Source organism: Bifidobacterium vansinderenii (assembly GCF_002234915.1).
Classification (GTDB): Bacteria; Actinomycetota; Actinomycetes; order Actinomycetales; family Bifidobacteriaceae; genus Galliscardovia; species Galliscardovia vansinderenii.
This window is the reverse complement of sequence record NZ_NEWD01000014.1, coordinates 37,874-57,294: the sequence shown is the minus strand read 5'-3', so window position 1 is coordinate 57,294 and position 19,421 is coordinate 37,874. Positions and strand designations below refer to the sequence as shown.

Sequence of the window (19,421 nt, the reverse complement as noted above, 5' to 3'; positions counted from 1 at the left end):
ATCGGATTGCCCGTATGAGTCGATCGGTCCGATGACGACCAGCCGAAACCAAGAGTTCCATGAGGTTGTAACCATGACGAATACACAGTCCGACATGTCTCGTGACCGGGGTGTGCGTGCCAGACGCGTCTCGCCCTACGCCCTGATCTTCCGCGTGTCGGGGGCCAAGGCGTTCTGCGCGGCCGCCGCCGTGGCGCGCATGCCGATCTCCATGATGGGCCTGGGCATCGTGCTCGCGCTGAACCACCTGTACGATAACTGGACCGTGGCCGGCACCATGAATGCGGTGTACGTGCTGTCCGCCGCCGTGGTCACCCCGTTCTACGCCCGCATGTTCGACCGGTTCGGCCAGCTCAAGGTGGGGCGTATCGCGCTGGCGCTGCAGGTGGTGGCCATGCTGTCCTTCGCCATGGGTGCCCTATTCCGTATTCCGCTGGCCGTGCTGTTCGTACTGGCCGTGCTCACTGGCATCACGCAGTTCGCGTTCGGCGCGCTGGTGCGCACCCGTTGGGCGTGGGCGCTGCGCGGTCAGAAGGATGACACGCTGCTCAACGCCGCCTACGCCTTCGAATCCGCGATCGATGAGACCGTGTTCGTGCTCGGCCCGATTCTGGCCGCGTTCCTTGCCACAAGTGTGCACCCCGTCTCGCAGCTGGTGTTTCCGGCATTGTGCGCGCTGGTCGGCGGCAGCGTGTTCTTCTCGCTCAAATCCACGCAGCCGCCCGTCATCACGCTCACCCCGGTGGAGGCCAGCGCTGGTGGCAGCGTGATCGGCGAGGGCGGCAACGTTCGTGAGGGGGAGTCGTCACGGAAGATCAACGCCATGAGCGCCCGACGTCATGTCAAAAGCGCGTTGGTGTATCCGGGCGTGGCGCTGCTGGTGGTCGTGTTCGTGGCGTTCAACACCAGCTTCTCCGCGTTCGACGTGTCGGTGACGGCCATGACCAAGGCGATGGGCATGGAGAAGGTCGTGGGGCTGCAGCTGGCCATGTTCGCCGTGGGATCGCTGGTCGGCGCCTTGGTCTTCGGTTCGATCAAGCTCAAGGGCTCGCACTGGAGTCACATGGTGGTGCTGCTGGCCATCCTGTCGGCATGGTATGTGGGATTCCGTCTGTGCACGGGCAATCTGATCGCGCTCGGCGTGGTCGAGGTGCTCGCCGGACTGTTTGTGGCCCCCACCTTCGCTACGGGCAATCTGCTGATCAAGGAGATCGTGCCGGCCGAATCACTGACCGAGGGCCTGTCGTGGCTGGCCACCGGCAATTCGCTGGGCGTTTCGCTCGGCAGCTCCATCGCGGGCGTGGTGCTCGATTCCCTGGGCATCCCCGCCGGCATGACGCTGCCGTTCATCGCCACCGCCTGCGCTGTGCCGCTCGCCGCGCTCGCCTGGGCCCTTGCCCGTCGCCGCCGAAGCGCGTGATTGAGCTGGAATCAGGCCTTTTTGGTAGTCCGAACGCGACATTTTGGTAGTCGAAAGCGGACATTTTGGGAGTCGAAACGAACTTGGTAGTCGGAACGCGACAGTGTGAGCGCGCACAAGGCGCCTGATATGTCGCGTTTCGACTCCCAAATCGGGAAAGTGTCTCGTTTCGACTACCAAGTTGGGCTGCATGACCGCATCCGAACCCTGCCGGTGTCGTGTTTCGACTCCCAAGTTGATGTGGTGTCGTGTTTCGACTACCAAATTGTGTGCTCGTCGCAGCGTGTGGCACCTCAAGGCGGGGGATACGTTCGACCACATTCATCTAAGGCAGTGGTGAAGACGATCGCCCCGTATCTATCGTGCCGTCATGGGAACCACGACGGAAAGCATGATTCAAACCGCGCATCAGGAACTACGATGCGCATACGCCAGCAACGGTACGGAGAGAACCCGTCTGCAACGTCATCTGAAATCAGGCATCATCTGCACGCCGTTCCCGCGATTCTACGCCGATCCGCAATATTGGAATGCCTTGTCGGTTCGGGAGCGGTTGCTGCACATACTGCGAACGGATGCGCATCGTCATCGACGTCAGAAGGGCTGGACGTACTGCGGTCCGTCGGCGGCCGTGGTCTGGGGGCTCACGGATTCGACGACATTGTGCAGTGACATTCATGTGGTGAGGCACACGCATTGCAAGAATCGTGATAGTTCCAGAATCCGTTTTCATCAGCGTAAGAATTATTCATCGGTCGAACATGAGGGAATTCCCGTCACGTCGCTTACGGAAACGGTGTTCGATTGCGCCCGATTGCTGCAATATCCGGAGGCTTTGGCCATCGTCGATAAATCCTTGCAACTGTATGCCACGGACATCGATCAGACGCACGATCATCTGCGGCGGTATTGTTCGCAACGAACCGGTAAATATGGCGGTGGACGTGCGATGGTCGTACTGCATCACGCCGATCCGTCAAGCGCCAACGGAGGCGAATCCATAGCGCGCGGATACATGATCCAGTGGGGTTTCCTTCCTCCCGATCTGCAGCGGCGTTTCGTCGATCCGGTGAAGGGCGGCGCCATGTATGCGGATTACTGCTGGACCGCCGACGATGGGAATCTGATCGTGGCGGAGCTTGACGGGCGACAGAAGTATGTTGACGTGCAGATGCTGAATGGTCGGGATTCGGTCGACAAGGTGCTGGAGGAGAAGAACCGTGACGGCAATCTGTATTTGGCCGGCGTACATACCGTCGTACATTTCACGATGAACGATGTGTATGACGGAACTTTGCGAAGGAAACTGGAGCTTGCCGGAGTTCCGAGGAATCCTGATTATCCGAGGATCGCGTCATTGATCGGCGGTCGGTGACGACGATGATCGAAGCTGGCGTCTCATCGTTTCGTTCTCCGGGAAACTCGAATGTATTCCTTCGGCTCGTGCAAATGATGCCATGGCTGATTGTGTTTGGTAGTCCGGACGCGACATTTTGGGAGTCGAATGCGGGTACTTTGGTAGTCGGTAGCGGACATTTTGGGAGTCAAAACGAAGTTGGTAGTCGGAACGCGACAGTGTGAGCGCGCACAAGGCGTCTGATCTGTCTCGTTTCGACTCCCAAATCGGGAAAGTGTCTCGTTTCGACTACCAAGTTGGGCTGCATGACCGCATCCGAACCATGCCGGTATCGCGTTCGGACTACCAAATTGGTGCGGTGTTGCGTTTCGGTCTACAGGTCGAGGAACTTGTCGAGGCCGATGGTGAGTCCAGGATGCGCGGACACGTTGCGCACGGCGAGCAGCACGCCGGGCATGAAGGAGCCGCGGTCGAAGCTGTCGGCGCGAATGGTGAGCTGCTCGCCGGCATTGCCCAGCAGCACCTCCTCGTGCGCGTTCAGACCGCGCAGACGCACCGCATGCACGTGCACGCCGTCGACCACCTGACCGCGAGAGCCGCCATCGGTCTCCGTGGCGTCGGGCATGGGGCCAAGGCCGGTGGCGCGACGGGCGTCGGCGATGGTGTGCGCGGTGTGGATGGCGGTACCGCTCGGGGCGTCCACCTTGTTCGGATGATGCAGCTCCACCACCTCGGCGGATTCGAAGTACTTGGCGGCCAGACCTGCGAAGTAGTCGGCCAGCACTGCGGAGATGGCGAAGTTCGGCGCGATGAACACGGCCTGATCCGCGCGCGGTGCCTCGGCGAGCGCCTTGCGCACCTGGTCGAGCTTCTCGTCGGTCCAGCCGGTGGTGCCCACCACCACGTCCACGCCCTGACCGATCAGCGCGAGCACGTTGTCGAGCGCCACGGACGGTACGGTGAACTCCACGGCCACGTCAGTGTTGTCGGGGTTCACCTGCGTCAGATCGTCGCCGGCGTCGAGCGCGAGTGCCAGTTCGGTGTCGTCGGCCTGGTTGACGGCGTTGACCACGTTGCCGCCCATGCGGCCCTTGGCGCCGATCACGGAAACCTTGATCATCGGTATCTCCTTTGTTTGTTCATCGAATGATGTTCGACGACGCCGAACATCGTCATCCGCAACGGTATTGCTGATATGTACGTGTCTATCATCACCGGTCGAATCCCACGCCGACGTCACCGGTCGAACCGCGTGCGCAGTATCCGTATGGTGCGCGGCAGCATGATCGTGAACGCGGTCAGGCCGAGAATCCACAGCGGGTATTGGATGAGCACGGCCACGCGCATCACGTGATCGGTGTACAGGTTCGGATTGGTGGCGCCCTGCGCGTCGAGCAGCATGCCCACGCCGAGGAACACGATCGCCGACGACAGGAATCCGCCGGTGTTGGCGAATCCGGTGGCCGCGCCGAGATTGGTGGGATTGTTCGTGTCGCGCGCGAAGTCGAACGCGATGTTGGACGCCGGGCCGCCGCTCGACATGGCCAGCAGCAGAAGCACCATGAACCACGTGGGATGCGGACCCGGCGTCAGCAGCAGGATGGTCCAGCAGATCATCTGCGCGCCCACGGTGATGTATACGATCGCCGCACGGCCGTGGATGGGATGGATTCCGGCCACGCGGCCCATGATGAGCGCCCACGCCACGTTGATCACCATGCCGATGGCGAGGTAGGCGCTGGCCTGCTCGCGCGAATAGTGCTCCACGGCGAGCAGGAACGGGAATCCCCACAGCTGGTTCATCATGTTGATGGAGAACCAGGTGGTGGCGTGCACCCAGAATCCGCAGAACGTGCCGGGCGTCTTCAACGCCGCCTTGAGCCCGCCCATCGCCGCGCGCAGTCCGCCCTGCGGTCGCTCGTGATGCCGGCCGGTCTGTCGTGGATCGTCGCGTACGCCCATCAGCACGGCGGCGGCGATGCATACGCCCACGCCGGTCAATGACAGGAACGCGATCTGCCAGTTCGTCAGATTCAGCAGCCAGACGAACGGGTAGATGGAGATGATCTGCCCCATGCCGCCGAGCATGGAGGTGAGCTGGTTCATCAGCGGCACACGGCGGAATGGGAACCATGCGGACACCAGACGGATCACGGAGATGAACGTCATCGCGTCGCCCATGCCGACGATACCTCGGCCAACGATGGCGAGCGCGGTCACGGGGGCGATGGCCATGAGCGCCTGCCCGACCGCCATGAACAGGCCGCCCGTGGCGATGAGCTTGCGTGCGCCGAACCGGTCGAGTAGCACGCCGGCCGGGATCTGCATGATCGCGTAGACGAACAGCTGCAGGTAGAGGAACATCGATAGCGCGGTGCTGGTGGTGCCGAAATGATGGGCCGCCTCGATGCCCGTCGCGGACAGCGACGAGCGGCAGGTGACGGCGAACACGTAGCCGGCCATGGCCACGCCCCACATCGCGTACGCCTTGCCGCCGCCCAGTCGTGGGGATTGCTCGGACGAATGTGCCCTGTTTTCACTCTCACTCACCCGCACATCATATCGCCGTGATTGCGTATGGCAGCGGTTTTGTTCGGCGACTGCAAAATTCTGCCACCCTTTGTGTGGGCGGCTACCATAAGGAATGACAATGATCGTCGAGATGAAGGGGGTATGAAATGTTGAATGATGTAATGTCTGCACGACTCAGGGGTGCGGTGTATGGACAGGCGGTCGGCGACGCGCTTGGTGTGCCGTTCGAGTTCAAGTCGCGTGATTCCTTCCAGTGCACCGACATGATCGGCAATGGCACCCATTACAAGCCGGCCGGCACCTGGTCCGACGACACCGCGATGATGCTCGGCACGCTCGATTCTCTGGCCGACACCAACGGTGTGGTGAATGCCGACGACATGCGGGGGAAGTTCCTTGCATGGGCGCGAAACGGCGAATACACGCCCGACGGCGACGTGTTCGACATCGGCAACACGACCAGCATCGCTCTGGGCAGCGGCAAGGGGCAGACCGGCGAGCGTGACAACGGCAACGGCAGCCTGATGCGCATCATCCCGCTGGCGTTCGTCGACTGCTCCGACGACGACATCCGCGCGGCGAGCGCCGTCACCCATGCGCATGAGATCAGCGCGAGCGCATGTGTGCGGTTCATCCATGCCGCACGGTTGCTGATCGCGGAATCGGATGGATGGTTGTCCGGCACGCCTGCCGGAGACGGCAAAATAGTGCGTGCGCGCCGGATCGCGGCGATCGACAAGGCCTGCGGGATCGCCGGACTGGAGAACATCCGCACTGCGCCCCGCAACCAGATCAGGTCCGGGGGATTCGTGCTCGATACGCTCAGGGCCGCGTTCTGGTGTCTGGTGACGACCGACTGCTATGCCGACTGCGTGCGTGCGGCGGTGAATCTGGGCAGCGATTCCGATACCACGGCGGCGGTGGCCGGGGCGCTCGCCGGCATCGTCTACGGATTCGACGCCAATCCATGGGCCGGTGAGATACGCGGTGCGAATTTGCTGGACCAATGGATCGGCAAGGCGGTCTCGTCGCTGCCCGACTGGCAGCCCGAATCCGCGGAGTAGAAGTCGGGCGAACGGGCGATCAAGGACGGCTTCGTGACCGGATCCGAAACCGAGTATCGCCGGCTGGGGCACGGCAATGGAATCGCGGTTATCCGCACTCGCGGATTATGGACATTGCCGTGTCCGAGTCCACAATCCGAAGTACGGTAAGCGATATGAGTGACGGTACTATGCATCTTCTTGACCCTGCCCCGTTCGGGCGCATCCTTCCCGCCATGGTCACGCCGATGACCGCTGACGGCCACGTGGATTACGAGGCCGCTCAGGCTCTGGCCCGGCATCTGGTCGCCGATGGCGCCGATGGCCTGGTGGTCAATGGCACCACCGGTGAATCCCCGGTCACGCACATGGATGAGAAGGTGGCGCTGGTCAAGGCCGTCAAGGAAGCCGTGGACGTGCCGGTGATTTCCGGCGCCGGCTCCAACGACACCGCGCACACCGTGCGCATGGTGGAGCAGACCCAGGAGGCGGGCGCGGATGCCGTGCTCGTCGTCATGCCGTACTATTCGCGTCCGAGCCAGGAGGGCGTCGTCGGCCACTACAAGGCCGTCGATGAGGTTGCGGAGAAGCCGATCATCGTGTACGACGTGCCGGGCCGCACCGGACTGAAGGTGTCCGTCGAGACCTACGATCGTCTCGCCGAGCTCGAGCATGTTAAGGCCGTCAAGGACGCCACCGGCGATCTCGCCGCGGCGGTCGAGAAGCAGCAGCGCACCGGACTGGCATGGTACTCCGGCGACGACGGCCTGTTCCTGCCGTTCCTGTCCATCGGCGCGGTCGGCATCATCTCGGTGATCGCCCACGTGGCCAGCAACCCGATGCGTCAGCTCGTCGAGGCCTTCAACGAGGGTGATATCGCCACCGCGCGCCGTCTTGCCAACCAGCTGGCGCCGCTGGTGCACTCCCTGAACGGCGACGGCTATCAGGCCGTGATGGCCAAGGCCGCCTGCAAGGTCAAGGGCTACATTCCCGACACCACCATGCGTCTGCCCAACATCGGCCCCAATGCGGCGCAGATCGCCAAGGCCGAAGCCGGCATGCGCGCTGCCGGTCTGCTCTGATCGCAGACCAACCAAGCGTCGCTCCCGTATAGGCGGGGGCAAGTAACAACAGAAAACAAGAGAATGGCCAAAGAAACAAACCAGAACACCAATTCCAACAACAAGAAGCGCGGCGGATCCCGCAGGAGCGGTGGCTCCCGTCGCGGCGGCCGCAAGCCCGCCCAGCAGTCCAAGCCCCAGCAGCAGGAGCTGATCGCTCCTCCGAAGTACCGCAAGGGCTCCATGCGCATCGTGCCGCTGGGCGGTCTGGGCGAGATCGGCCGCAACATGAACGTGATCGAATACAACGGTCACCTGCTGCTCATCGACTGCGGCGTGCTCTTCCCCGAGGAGGAACAGCCGGGCGTCGATCTCATCCTGCCTGATTTCAGCTACATCAAGGACCGTCTCGACAAGGTCGAGGCCCTGGTGCTCACGCACGGCCACGAGGACCACATCGGCGGCGTGCCCTACCTGCTCAAGCTGCGTCCCGACATCCCGCTGATCGGCTCCAAGCTCACGCTCGGCTTCGTGGACGCCAAGTGCAAGGAGCATCACCTCAACCCCACCAAGGTGGAGGTCGAGGGCCGCGACCGTCTCAAGGTCGGTCCGTTCAACCTCGAGTTCGTCACCGTGACCCACTCCATCCCCGATGCGCTCGCCGTGTTCGTCAAGACCCCGGCCGGCAGCCTCATCGACACGGGCGACATCAAGCTCGACCAGCTGCCGCTCGACCACCGCATCACCGATCTGGTGGAGTTCGGCCGTCTGGGCGAGCAGGGCGTCGATCTGCTCATGATGGATTCCACCAACGCCGAGGTGCCCGGCTTCGTCAAGCCGGAAACCTCCATCGGCCCGGCGCTCGACCGCGTGTTCGCCGAGGCGAAGCGCAAGATCATCGTCGCCAGCTTCTCCAGCCACGTGCACCGCGTGCAGCAGGTGGTCGACGCCGCGCACAAGTACGGCCGCAAGGTGGTGTTCGTGGGCCGCTCCATGGTTCGCAACATGGGCATCGCCTCCGATCTGGGCTATCTGCACATCCCCGAGAACACCGTCATCGACATGAAGCAGGCCGACGACGTGCAGGACGACAAGCTCGTCTTCATGTGCACCGGCTCCCAGGGCGAGCCGATGGCCGCGCTCGGCCGCATCGCCGACGGCAACCACCCGTACATCAAGGTCAACGAGTTCGACACCGTGATCCTCGCCAGCTCCCTGATCCCGGGCAACGAGCACGGCGTGTACAAGGTGATCAACAAGCTCGTGCAGCTGGGCGCCCGCGTGGTGAACCGCGACAACGCGGCTGTGCACGTGTCCGGCCACTGCAACGAGGGCGAGCTGCTGTACATGTACAACATCGTCAAGCCCAAGTGCGCTATGCCGATCCACGGCGAGAACCGCCATCTGGTCGCCAACGGCCTGATCGCCGTGAAGACCGGCGTGGATCCGCAGAACGTGGTGCTCGCCGAGGACGGCGACGTGGTGGATCTCTACCACGGTCAGGCCGCGATCGTCGGCTCCGTGCCGTGCAACTACGTGTACGTGGACGGCGACTCGGTCGGCGAACTCACCGACGACGAGCTCGAGAAGCGTCGCATCCTCGGCACCGAGGGCTTTGTCTCCAGCTTCGTGGTGGTGGACACCGAGACCAGCGAAGTGGTCAACGGCCCGAAGATCTACCTCAACGCCGTGGCCGAGGACGAGAGCGAGTTCAAGCAGGTGCAGTCGCAGATCGTGCAGAACCTCGAGGACGCCATGATGCAGGGCACCAAGAGCACCCACCAGCTGCAGCAGATCATGCGCCGTACGCTGGGCAGCTGGGTCGCCCGCAAGCTGCACCGTCGTCCGATGATCGTGCCCGTCGTGGCCGACATCGCCCAGGACGTGGACCAGCAGTAGCCGGCACCACGGCCATATCACGCATCGGCTCCCCTCCGCCCTACGGAGGGGAGCGTTGTATATATACGCGGCATATGCATGCGGCAATATGTATGGCGACATGCAAACGAACAAGGAAGGGGAATCCATGCCGGGAGCAAATCTCACCAGAACCGAAGCCGAGGAGCGCGCGGGCATCGTCTCGAACGCCGCCTACACGGTCGACCTTGATCTGACGAAGGGCGCGAAGACCTTCATGTCGAACACCACCGTCACCTTCGACGCCAAGCCGGGGGAGACGACCTATCTCGACCTGATCGCCGACTCCGTCGAATCCGTCACGCTCAACGGCACCGTACTCGACGCCGCGGTCTATGACGACTCGCGCGTCGCGCTCGCCGATCTCGCCGAACACAACACGGTCGTCGTCAGGGCGCTGTGCCGCTATTCGACCACCGGCGAGGGTCTGCACCGCAGCGTGGACCCCTCCGACGGCAATGTATACCTGTACACGCAGTTCGAGGTGCCGGACGCCCGCCGCATGTACGCCGTGTTCGACCAGCCCGACATCAAGGCCACGTTCGACTTCACGGTGACCGCGCCCAAGTCGTGGGACGTCATCTCCATCGGCACCGTGGCATCCGTCGAGGACGTGGACCAGACGACCGAGCCCGGCACGCTCGGCGACAAGTCCGCCGAGACCTCCCGTCGCTGGACGTTCGCCACCACGCCCGTGATGAGCTCCTACTTGACCGCACTGGTGGCCGGCCCGTACGCCAGCTGGCACACCGAATACGCCAACGAGGACGGTCGCACCGTGCCCATGGGCATCTACTGCCGTCAGGCACTCAAGGACGCCATGGCCAAGGACGTGGACTACCTGTTCGACGTGACCAAGAAGGGCTTCGCGTTCTACAACGAACAGTGGGGCGTGCCCTACCCGTACGCCAAGTACGACCAGCTGTTCGTGCCCGAATACAACGCCGGCGCCATGGAGAACATCGGCACCGTGACGATCCGCGACTCCTACGTGTTCGAATCCAAGGTGACCGACGCGCTGGCCAACCGCCGCGTGGAGACCATCCTGCACGAGCTCGCCCACATGTGGTTCGGCGACCTGGTGACCATGAAGTGGTGGAACGACCTGTGGCTCAACGAGTCGTTCGCCGAATTCATGTCCACGCTCGCCACCGCGGAGGCCACCGACTGGTCGAACGACTGGGCCACGTTCTGCGCCGGCGAGAAGAGCTGGGCGCTGCGCCAGGACCAGCTGCCCACCACGCATCCGATCGTCGCCCCCATCAACGACCTCAACGACACGTACGTGAACTTCGACGGCATCACCTACGCCAAGGGCGCCTCCGTGCTCAAGCAGCTCGTGTTCTACGTGGGCCGCGAACGCTTCTTCCAGGGCATCCACAACTATCTGACCGCCCACTCGTACGGCAACGCCACACTGGCCGATCTGCTCGGCGAACTCGAGAAGACCAGCGGTCGCGATCTGACGGCATGGAGCCGCCAGTGGCTTGAATCCGCCGGCATCAACACCATCGCCACCGAACTGGAGACCGCCGCCGACGGCACGATTACCAAACTGGCGCTGCGCCAGAGCGCGCCCGCCGAGCATGACGTGCTGCGCGTGCATCGCCTCGCCGTCGGCTTCTACGACGTCGATGAATCCGGCAAGGTCGTACGCACCAAGCGCATCGAACTCGACGTGGACGGCGAGCTCACCGAGGTCGCCGAAGCGGAAGGCGCCAAGCGTCCGGCGTTCATCATGGTGAACGACGACGACCTGACCTACACCAAGCTGCGTCTCGACGCCGCCTCGCTCGACTTCGCCCTGAAGAACCTCCACCGCTTCGCCGACGCACTCACCCGCGCCGTGGTCTGGCTGAGTCTGTGGGACATGACCCGCGACGGCGAACTGCCCGCCGAGGACTTCATCGCTGTGAGCCTCAAGGTCCTTGCCAGCGAGACCGAATCCACCACCTTCCGCTACGCGATCGCCCAGGTGAGCACCACCGCGCACCACTACGTGGCGTCCGCTCGCCGCGCCGACGTGCTCAAGGACGTGTCCGAACAGCTGTGGGCCCTCACGCTCGCCGCCGAAGCCGGCTCCGACAACCAGTTCCAGCTGCTCAAGGCCTACCTCGGCTACGGTCACGACGACGCGTTCGAATCCCACGTGCGCGGACTGCTCGACGGCACGCTCACGCTGCCCGGACTCGACATCGACAACAACCTGCGCTGGTCGCTCGTCCACGCGCTCGCCGATCAGGGACTCATCGACGCCGCCGGCATCGACGAGGAGCTGGCCCGCCGCGACACCACCGAGAACCGTGAGTTCGCCGTGGGCGCCAAGGCCGCGATCAACACCGTGGAGGCCAAGCGCTGGGCATGGGACCAGTCCCTGCACAACGACGATCTGACCAACTCGCAGATGGAGGCCGTGGCATACGCGTTCTCCGGCACCGACAGCCGCGAACTCGCCGACCCGTACGTGAGCGAATACTTCGACGTGATCGACTGGGTGTGGAAGAACAAGACCTACCACATGGCGGAAACGCTGCTAAACGGTCTGTACCCGGGCTACGCCGACCCGGCCGCGCTGGTGGCCGCCGGCGACAAGTGGCTCGCCGCCCACGAGGACGCCGACCGTGCGCTGAAGCGCCTCGTCGTCGAGAACCTCGCCGGTTCCAAGCGAACCCTCGCCGTGCAGCGCTACAACGAGTCCTTGCAGTAGTAGCGGATCCGTGGATCCATGGAGAAACCGGCCGGAATCGCGAACGACATGAACGTCGCCTCATCGAAGCGTGACCAGACGCCCGACGGCATCACGCTTCGTCGACTGCTCGACGAACCGGGGCTGGGTCTGCGACTGACCTGCCCCGGAGAGCCCGGCGCGCTCGATCGACCCATATCCTGGGTGCACCCCGCCGAGATCGCCGACATCGCCATGTGGAGCGAGCCCGGCGAGGTGCTGCTCACCACCGGCACGAATTTCCCCACGGAATCCATGGACGCCGACGACGATCACGCGCTGCTGGTGTCCGCGCGCAAGGCCGTCGGACTGCCCGCCCGCTTCACGGACGAACGCGAGGCATACCGGCAGTGGTGCGACTGCTACATCTCCCAGCTGGTACAGGCCGGCGTGCTCGCCGTCGGATTCGGCGTGGGCGTCAAGCATCCGGCCGCGCCGGCCGCCCTCATCGACGCGGCGTCACGCGCGGGACTGCCGATGTTCGACGTGCCATTGGAAATCCCGTTCCTCGCCGTCGTCAAAACCGTCTCGCAGGCCATCGCCGACCGCCACGACGAGACCATGCGCCGGTCCCTGCTCATGCAACGGCAGATGCTCAAGGCCGCGGCCGACGATAACCCGCTTCACGGCGTGATCACGGCCGCAGCCCGGCTACTCGGAGGATGGGCGGCCTATGTGGACGCCGACGGCACGGTGATCGACATCTCCAACCGCACCTTCGGCAAACAGGCCCAGGACTGGGCCATGCGCCTCGCCTCCAAAGCCGCGCAGGCACACGCCAACCCGGGACTGACCACCGTGTTCGGCACGCAGAACGGCCACAGCCACTGCGCATGCGCGGTCCGTGCCCCATCCGACGGCGCGCCCGGCGGCGTGCTCACCGGCATCATCGTGATCGCCGCACCACAGGACGCACGCACTGACGTGCAATTACGTTCGCTGACCATGATCGCTGCCGACGTGCTGTCGGTCATCGTGCCGCGACTGCAATCATCGGCACGACGCATCGGCCGGCTGCGCACTGCGGTGCTCTCCGCGCTCGCCGACGGCCACAGCGGCGCCATGCTGACGATGATAGGCGAGCTCTGGCCGTCCATGCCACGACCGCCGCTGCGGCTGATCTGTGTGGATGGTGATGACGCCGTACAACGACTGTATGAGCGTCTAGATGCCGGCGCAGACCCCATGCCCGGCTCCGGCGCGGCGGTCTTCGGCATATATGATCGACGGTTGTGGCTGATCGTCGGCGAGGACGACTCGTCGACCGTATTGGGAGCCCTGTGCACGCGCGACGACTGCTACTGCGGTTCCGCGACATGTCCTTCATGGCGTTCCGTGGGGGAATGCTTCGCTCCGGCCGTGCAGGACATGCATCGCAACCGTCTGGGCGGCGAGCGAACGCTCATCGACCTTTCCGCGCATGAACTGATTCGCTCGGAACTGGCGACCGCCTACGCCGTCGAACTGCTTCGGCCACTGCGCCGACTGCCGCGGCAGGAATCCGACGCGCTGATGGTGACCATCCGCGAGCTGCTTGCCGTCTCGTTCAACGTGGGTGCCACGGCCAAGGCGCTCGGCGTGCATCGTCATACCGTGGAGAATCGTCTGGCCAAGATCGAACGTCTGCTCGGATTGGATCTTGGCCAGGAGGCGTCGCGCGTGAGGCTGTGGATCGCCTGTTCGTTCCTACGCGGCTGACATGTAAATTCCACGTTAGATTCTTTCTGCGGTCATGTGTTCCGCATGTTACGCACAATGGTGTGCCGACATCGGCGGAATCACACGAATCGTCTGTAATTCCAACGGTTATCGGCCATCATCATCCATATGATAGGCATTGTTTCACACCAATGCATTGATGGATATAGTGTCCATTATCGTGAATCAACTGTATTGATCGTCCATTGTCCAAGGCTTCCCGGCGAGGAACAATCCCGTACAGAACCCTATACGAGAGGAAGCAAGGACCATGAGTGGATTGAAATGGCTATACATAGGAAAACGACTGCTGCTGCTCATCCCCACCGTATGGGGTTGCGCCACACTCACCTTCTTCCTGCTCAAGCTCACCCCCGGAGACCCGGCCGTGCAGGCGCTCGGCCCCAAGGCCAGCAGACAGGCGCTAGCCGCGCTGCGTGAATCCTGGGGGCTCAACGATCCGCTCTGGCGACAGTATCTGCGATTCCTCGGCGATCTGTGCACCGGGAACCTCGGCACCTCATATTCCGCCAAGGCGCCGGTGTCGGAACTCATTGCCACTCGTCTGCCGGTCACGTTGATCATCATGGTGCTGGCAGCGGTATTCGCCGTGCTCATCGCCCTGCCACTGAGCGTCTGGGTGGCCACCAGCGGTTCGCGCGTGGTGACCGAATTCGTTCGCGTGCTCAACGCCGTGGCACAGGGATGGCCCACGTTCTTCCTCGGCGCGATCCTGTTGCAGATCTTCGCCATCCAGCTTGGATGGTTCCCCATCGGCTCGGTCTCCGGAGGAGTAGATATCGCCGCGCTCGTCCTGCCCTCGTTCGCGGTGGCCGTCTCCATCGCGCCGATCATCATCCGTAGCCTCACGCAGTCGTTGCAGGACTCCGTGAACAGCGAATACGTGAACTTCGGCAGGGCCAAGGGGCTGAGCTCCCACGCCGTGCTGTTCGACTACGCGTTGCGTAACGGGTCCATCTCCGCGGTCTCCGTGCTCGGCATCCAGGTCGGATTCCTGGTGGGAGGCACGCTCGTGGTGGAGAACGTGTTCGCGGTCCCCGGCCTTGGCCAGCTGCTCATGGATTCCGTGATGAAGCGCGACCTTCCCGTGGTGCAGACCCTCACCGTGGTGTTCGGCATCATCGTGGTGCTGGTCTACCTGATCACCGATCTCGTATACGGCGCACTCGATCCGCGTGCCGCCAAACGTGGATGAGAGAGGAGAACGACATGTCGGAAACCAGGATTCCCGTGGCTCAGGCCAGCAAGGACTATGCCCGGATCAAGCTCACCGGAACCAAGCTACGCACACGGCGCCACGTCAACGTCGAGATCGTCATCGGCTGCGTACTGCTCGGGCTGATCGCACTGCTCGTCATCGCCGCGCCACTGCTCACCCCCTACGATCCCACGCATCAGAGCCTGCGTGAGGCCATGCTGGGATCGTCGTCCGCGCATCCGCTCGGCACCGACCAGTATGGGCGCGACATCTGGGCGAGACTGCTGTACGGCGGACGCATTGATCTGTTCGTCGCCGTCATGGCCGTATTCACACCGCTGGTGATCGGCACTATCCTGGGCGCGGTGGCCGGCTACTTCGATGGTCCGTTGCCCACCGTGATCATGCGACTCGCCGATCTGGTCTCGTCCTTCCCGTTCTACGTGCTGGTCATCGTACTGGTGTTCGTGCTCGGCAACGGCGGCATGTCCATCTTCATCGCCATCTCCGCCGTCTCTTGGGTGCCATACACGCGCATCAGCCGCGGCGAGACGCTGATCCTGCGTGATCGCGAGTTCATCGCCAGCTGCAAGGCGTCAGGCTTCTCCGACGGGTGGGTCCTGTTCCGGCACGTGATCCCCAACATCGCCTCGCAGGGCATCGTCTACGCCATGAGCGACATCGTGGTGAACCTCGGCATCATCGTCACGCTCAGCTACTTCGGACTCGGCATCGTGCCACCCACCCCCGATTGGGGACAGATGATGAACGACGGACAGCAGTTCCTCGCCGCCGGCGTCTACAGCCTCACCGTCATCCCCACCATCGTCATCGTCCTGATCTCCCTGGCACTGTCGTTCATCGGCGACGGACTTGCCAATGTGCTGAAAGTGAGGCGCTAACATGACCGCCCATGATTACGAATACGCACTCGAAATCGTCGATCTCACCATCGACGTGGACAAGCACGGCGAACGCGTGCCCGCAGTGAAGGGCCTCACCATCCGCGTGCGTCCCGGCGAATCCCACGGTCTGGTGGGCGAATCCGGTTCCGGCAAAAGCCTGACGTTGCGCGCCGTGATGGGACTGTTCTCCAAAGGCGCCCACTACCGCTCTGGCCTCATTCGAATCTGCGGACACGAAGTGCTTGGACCGGATGCGCCGAACTACGATTCCTCCATGCGCGGCAAGGGTGTGTCCATGGTGTTTCAGGAGCCCGCCGTGGCGTTGAACCCCATCATGAAGGTCGGCTGGCAGATTGTGGACGCGCTGCGCGAGCAGGAGCATCTCAGCCGTGCCGCCGCCAGATCCCGGGCCATCGAACTCATGACGAGCGTGGGCATCACCAATCCCGAGGACCGGTTCGACTCTTACCCATTCGAATTGTCCGGCGGCATGCGGCAGCGTGTGATGATCGCCGCGGCCATCGCCTGCAAGCCCAAGGTACTGCTATGCGACGAGCCCACCACCGCGCTCGACGTGACCATCCAGCGTCAGATCCTCGACATCTTCCGATCCGTCGCCGACTCCGGCACCGCACTGCTGTACGTGACGCATGATCTGGCCGTCGTCTCCCAACTGTGCGAAACACTCAGCGTGATCTATCACGGTTCGATCGTGGAGGACGGTACGCTGCGCGACGTATTCGACACCCCACAGGACGACTACACACGCCAGCTGCTCAGCTCCACGCCATATCTCAAAGGCGCCATGCGGGCCGCGACGAACACCGGCGCAATCGACGACAAGACCAGCGAGAAGGGAGACTGATCATGGCCACATGGAACGACATGATCGCCACGGCAGAAGCCAAGGCGGAACGGTCCGGCATCGAAGGGCGCATCATCAACCCCTTCGGCGACGCCTCCAAACCAAGCCCACGCCAGACCCGACTGCTCGACGTACGCGGCCTGAACATCGAATTCGTCACCCGCCAGCACGGCCGCAAGACCCGATTCACCGCCGTCAAACACGCCAACCTGCATGTGGATCTCGGCGAGATCGTCGGACTCGTAGGCGAATCCGGCTCAGGCAAATCCACCATCTCCCGCGCCGTCGTCGGACTCAACGACAACTACACGGGCGTCATCGAATTCGACGGTCACGAGCTCGGACACCAACGCACACGCGAACAATGGCGCGAAATCCAAATGGTCTTTCAGGACCCATACGCCTCGCTCGACCCGCGCCTGACCGTACGCAAGATGCTGCGCGAAGTGATCCTCTACCACAAGGTGGTCATGGTCACGCAGGCCGACGACTACTGCGAATACCTGATGAACCTGGTCGAACTGCCGGCGGAAATGCTCGACGCGCTGCCCGCGGAGATGTCCGGCGGCCAACGCCAACGCGTGGCCATCGCCCGTGCGCTCGCCGTACGCCCATGGCTGCTCATCGCCGACGAACCCACTGCCGCGCTCGACGTCTCCGTGCAGGCGGGCATCATCAACCTGCTCATGGACCTCAACCGACGACTCGACCTGTCGATCCTGTTCATCTCGCACGACCTGAACATCGTGCGCTCCATCTGCGAACGCACCTATGTGATCTACCACGGCGATCTGGTGGAGGAAGGCCCCACCGAGCAGGTGTTCAGCAATCCGACGAACGCGTATACGCGACGGCTGATCGACGCCATTCCCAAACTGTCTAGCGCCTATGTGGAACGACTGTCGGCGGAACGGAACAAGGAGCAGGCATGATGCGAACGATATCGATGATGCGCAGGGCGGCGGCCGTGGCGCTTGCCGTGGTGATGACCGTATCCATGGCGGCATGCGGCTCCCAATCGACCGCGGCCGACACCCAGGACTTGGTAGTGGCGCGCTCGCTGGAGACCACCGACATGCTGCCCGCCACCGGATACAGCAACGGTGACATCTGGGCCATCCAGCAGGTCTACCAGACCCTTACCCGCAACAAGACCGACGGTTCGGGCGTGGAACCGGGACTGGCGGAATCCTGGCAGGAGTCCGACGACGGATTGTCATGGACGTTCCGTCTGCGTCACGGCGTGACCTTCCACAACGGTGCCGAAATGACCGCCAAGGACGTGAAGTTCTCCATCGACTTCGCCCGCACCGCCCGCGACGACAAGCCGTGGCAGTTCCTGTTCGAGGCGATCAGCGGCGTGGACGTGATCGACGACTACACGGTACGGCTCGATCTGTCCGAACCATGGGCGCCGCTGCTCAGCGACCTATCGATGTCCGCCATATCGATCATGCCCGCCGACTTCGCCGGCATGAGCGAGACCGAATTCCGCTCCCATCCCATTGGCACCGGACCATACAAGGTGGGCGAATGGAAGAAGGGCGACTACATCAGATTCGTACGAAACGACGACTACTGGGAGAAGAATAGGCCGCGGCTGAACTCGGTGACCTTCAAATACGTGGCCGACGCCAACACGCGCAGTCAGATGGTCCAGTCCGGCCAGGCGCAGATCGACGAATTCCCCACCGCGGTATCCGTATCGGCGCTCAACAAGACCAAGAACGTGCACGTCGCATCGTTCCCGTCCACATCATTGATCTGGGTGAACCTCAACAACCGCAAAAAGCCGCTCGACGACGTGCACGTACGCCGCGCGCTCGCCTACGCCATCGACAAGCAGGCCATCGTGCGCGCCGTGTACTACGGTCAGGCCGAATCGGCGAACTCCATGCTGTCGAAGAACCTCATGGGCTACTCCAAGGACGTGAAGGACCTCCAATACAGCATGAAGAAGGCCAAGGGCGAACTCGCCAAGTCGAACGCTCCCAAACATTTCTCGCTGACGATCCAGGTGCAGTCCGGCGATCCGGAAAAGTCGATGCTGGCGCAGATCCTGCAGGAGTCGTGGAAGGAACTCGGCGTGGACGTGACATTGCAGACGCTGGACTCCACCACCGTGTATTCCAATCGCACGTCCGGCGACTTCGATGTGGCCATGTTCGAGATGACCAACGACATCTCCGACCCCGACGAATGGATGCAGTACATGTTCTCGTCCAGCGCGAACGTGAACTCCGGATACGACAATCCCCAAGTGGACGATCTGATCAACAAGGCCGCCGCCGACTCCGACCGTGCGACCAGACTCAAGTACTACGCCGAAGTACAGCAGATCATCGCCGACGAGGCCCCCGAGATTCCACTGGTGTATAAGCCCGGCCTGTTCGCCGTACGCGACCAGGTGAAGGATTTCACCGTCACCACATTGGGGGAGTACAAGCTCGCCGACACCACCATCGCACGGGAGTAGTGCAGGAACGGCGTGAACCGACGCTCGCAGAACGTGATTACCTACCACGAACTTACACGACACGCCAGAGCGATAGTGGAAATCATTGCATGCGGTGATAGCGTAGAAGACGTCCACACGGGTGCCCAAATGCGAGGGCTGAGATCGGAAAGCGTCCGAGACCGTAGAACCTGGCCGGGTAATGCCGCCGTAGGAAGTTAGGA

At 62.9% G+C, this 19,421-nt stretch carries 14 protein-coding genes; 12 read left to right on the top strand and 2 right to left on the bottom strand.

From position 1 onward, the window contains the following. The first annotated feature begins 73 nt into the window (after positions 1 to 73). Both Tam10B_RS06015 and Tam10B_RS12935 read left to right on the top strand, forming a co-directional pair. Positions 74 to 1,420, top strand: a complete 1,347-nt coding sequence (locus Tam10B_RS06015) for an MFS transporter (RefSeq protein WP_233133619.1) — start codon at positions 74 to 76, stop codon at positions 1,418 to 1,420. Positions 1,421 to 1,790: 370 nt separating this feature from the next. Next, positions 1,791 to 2,795 (top strand): hypothetical protein, encoded by a 1,005-nt coding sequence (locus Tam10B_RS12935; RefSeq protein WP_143248564.1) that lies wholly within the window; start codon positions 1,791 to 1,793, stop codon positions 2,793 to 2,795. 355 nt (positions 2,796 to 3,150) lie between these two features. Here the strand turns inward: Tam10B_RS12935 and dapB are convergent, their stop codons facing one another. After that, the gene (gene dapB / locus Tam10B_RS06005) at positions 3,151 to 3,897 is read right to left on the bottom strand and encodes a 4-hydroxy-tetrahydrodipicolinate reductase (RefSeq protein ID WP_093960350.1); all 747 of its coding nucleotides are present in this window, start codon (positions 3,895 to 3,897) and stop codon (positions 3,151 to 3,153) included. Positions 3,898 to 4,013: 116 nt separating this feature from the next. After that, complete coding sequence (locus tag Tam10B_RS06000; protein ID WP_143248563.1) at positions 4,014 to 5,327, bottom strand: MFS transporter; 1,314 nt, start codon at positions 5,325 to 5,327, stop codon at positions 4,014 to 4,016. Positions 5,328 to 5,470: 143 nt separating this feature from the next. Between Tam10B_RS06000 and Tam10B_RS05995 the strand changes: the two genes are divergently transcribed. The 10 genes from Tam10B_RS05995 to Tam10B_RS05950 all read left to right on the top strand — a co-directional run bounded on the left by Tam10B_RS05995 (position 5,471) and on the right by Tam10B_RS05950 (position 19,218). Then, positions 5,471 to 6,373 carry an ADP-ribosylglycohydrolase family protein gene (locus Tam10B_RS05995; protein WP_093960348.1) on the top strand — a complete coding sequence of 301 codons (903 nt, stop codon included), beginning with the start codon at positions 5,471 to 5,473 and terminating at the stop codon, positions 6,371 to 6,373. Positions 6,374 to 6,528: 155 nt separating this feature from the next. Next, complete coding sequence (gene dapA / locus Tam10B_RS05990) at positions 6,529 to 7,434, top strand: 4-hydroxy-tetrahydrodipicolinate synthase (RefSeq protein WP_093960372.1); 906 nt, start codon at positions 6,529 to 6,531, stop codon at positions 7,432 to 7,434. A gap of 63 nt (positions 7,435 to 7,497) precedes the next feature. After that, positions 7,498 to 9,312, top strand: coding sequence for a ribonuclease J (locus Tam10B_RS05985; RefSeq protein WP_093960347.1), 1,815 nt, complete (start codon positions 7,498 to 7,500; stop codon positions 9,310 to 9,312). 127 nt (positions 9,313 to 9,439) lie between these two features. Beyond that, positions 9,440 to 12,037: an aminopeptidase N gene (gene pepN / locus Tam10B_RS05980; protein WP_093960346.1), complete on the top strand. Its 2,598-nt coding sequence runs from the start codon at positions 9,440 to 9,442 to the stop codon at positions 12,035 to 12,037. A gap of 18 nt (positions 12,038 to 12,055) precedes the next feature. Further along, positions 12,056 to 13,753, top strand: a complete 1,698-nt coding sequence (locus Tam10B_RS05975; protein ID WP_093960345.1) for a PucR family transcriptional regulator — start codon at positions 12,056 to 12,058, stop codon at positions 13,751 to 13,753. Positions 13,754 to 14,024: 271 nt separating this feature from the next. Continuing rightward, entirely contained in the window at positions 14,025 to 14,969 is a 945-nt protein-coding gene (locus Tam10B_RS05970; protein WP_093960344.1) for an ABC transporter permease, read from the top strand. 14 nt (positions 14,970 to 14,983) lie between these two features. After that, positions 14,984 to 15,874: an ABC transporter permease gene (locus tag Tam10B_RS05965; RefSeq protein WP_158214144.1), complete on the top strand. Its 891-nt coding sequence runs from the start codon at positions 14,984 to 14,986 to the stop codon at positions 15,872 to 15,874. A gap of 1 nt (position 15,875) precedes the next feature. Next, complete coding sequence (locus Tam10B_RS05960) at positions 15,876 to 16,742, top strand: ABC transporter ATP-binding protein (protein WP_093960342.1); 867 nt, start codon at positions 15,876 to 15,878, stop codon at positions 16,740 to 16,742. Positions 16,743 to 16,744: 2 nt separating this feature from the next. Next, positions 16,745 to 17,674, top strand: a complete 930-nt coding sequence (locus Tam10B_RS05955; RefSeq protein WP_093960341.1) for an ABC transporter ATP-binding protein — start codon at positions 16,745 to 16,747, stop codon at positions 17,672 to 17,674. Beyond that, a complete protein-coding gene (locus Tam10B_RS05950; RefSeq protein ID WP_093960340.1) occupies positions 17,671 to 19,218 on the top strand; it encodes an ABC transporter substrate-binding protein in 1,548 nt (515 codons plus the stop codon). The genes Tam10B_RS05955 and Tam10B_RS05950 overlap by 4 nt, the downstream gene beginning before the upstream one ends. The last annotated feature ends 203 nt before the right edge of the window (positions 19,219 to 19,421 follow it).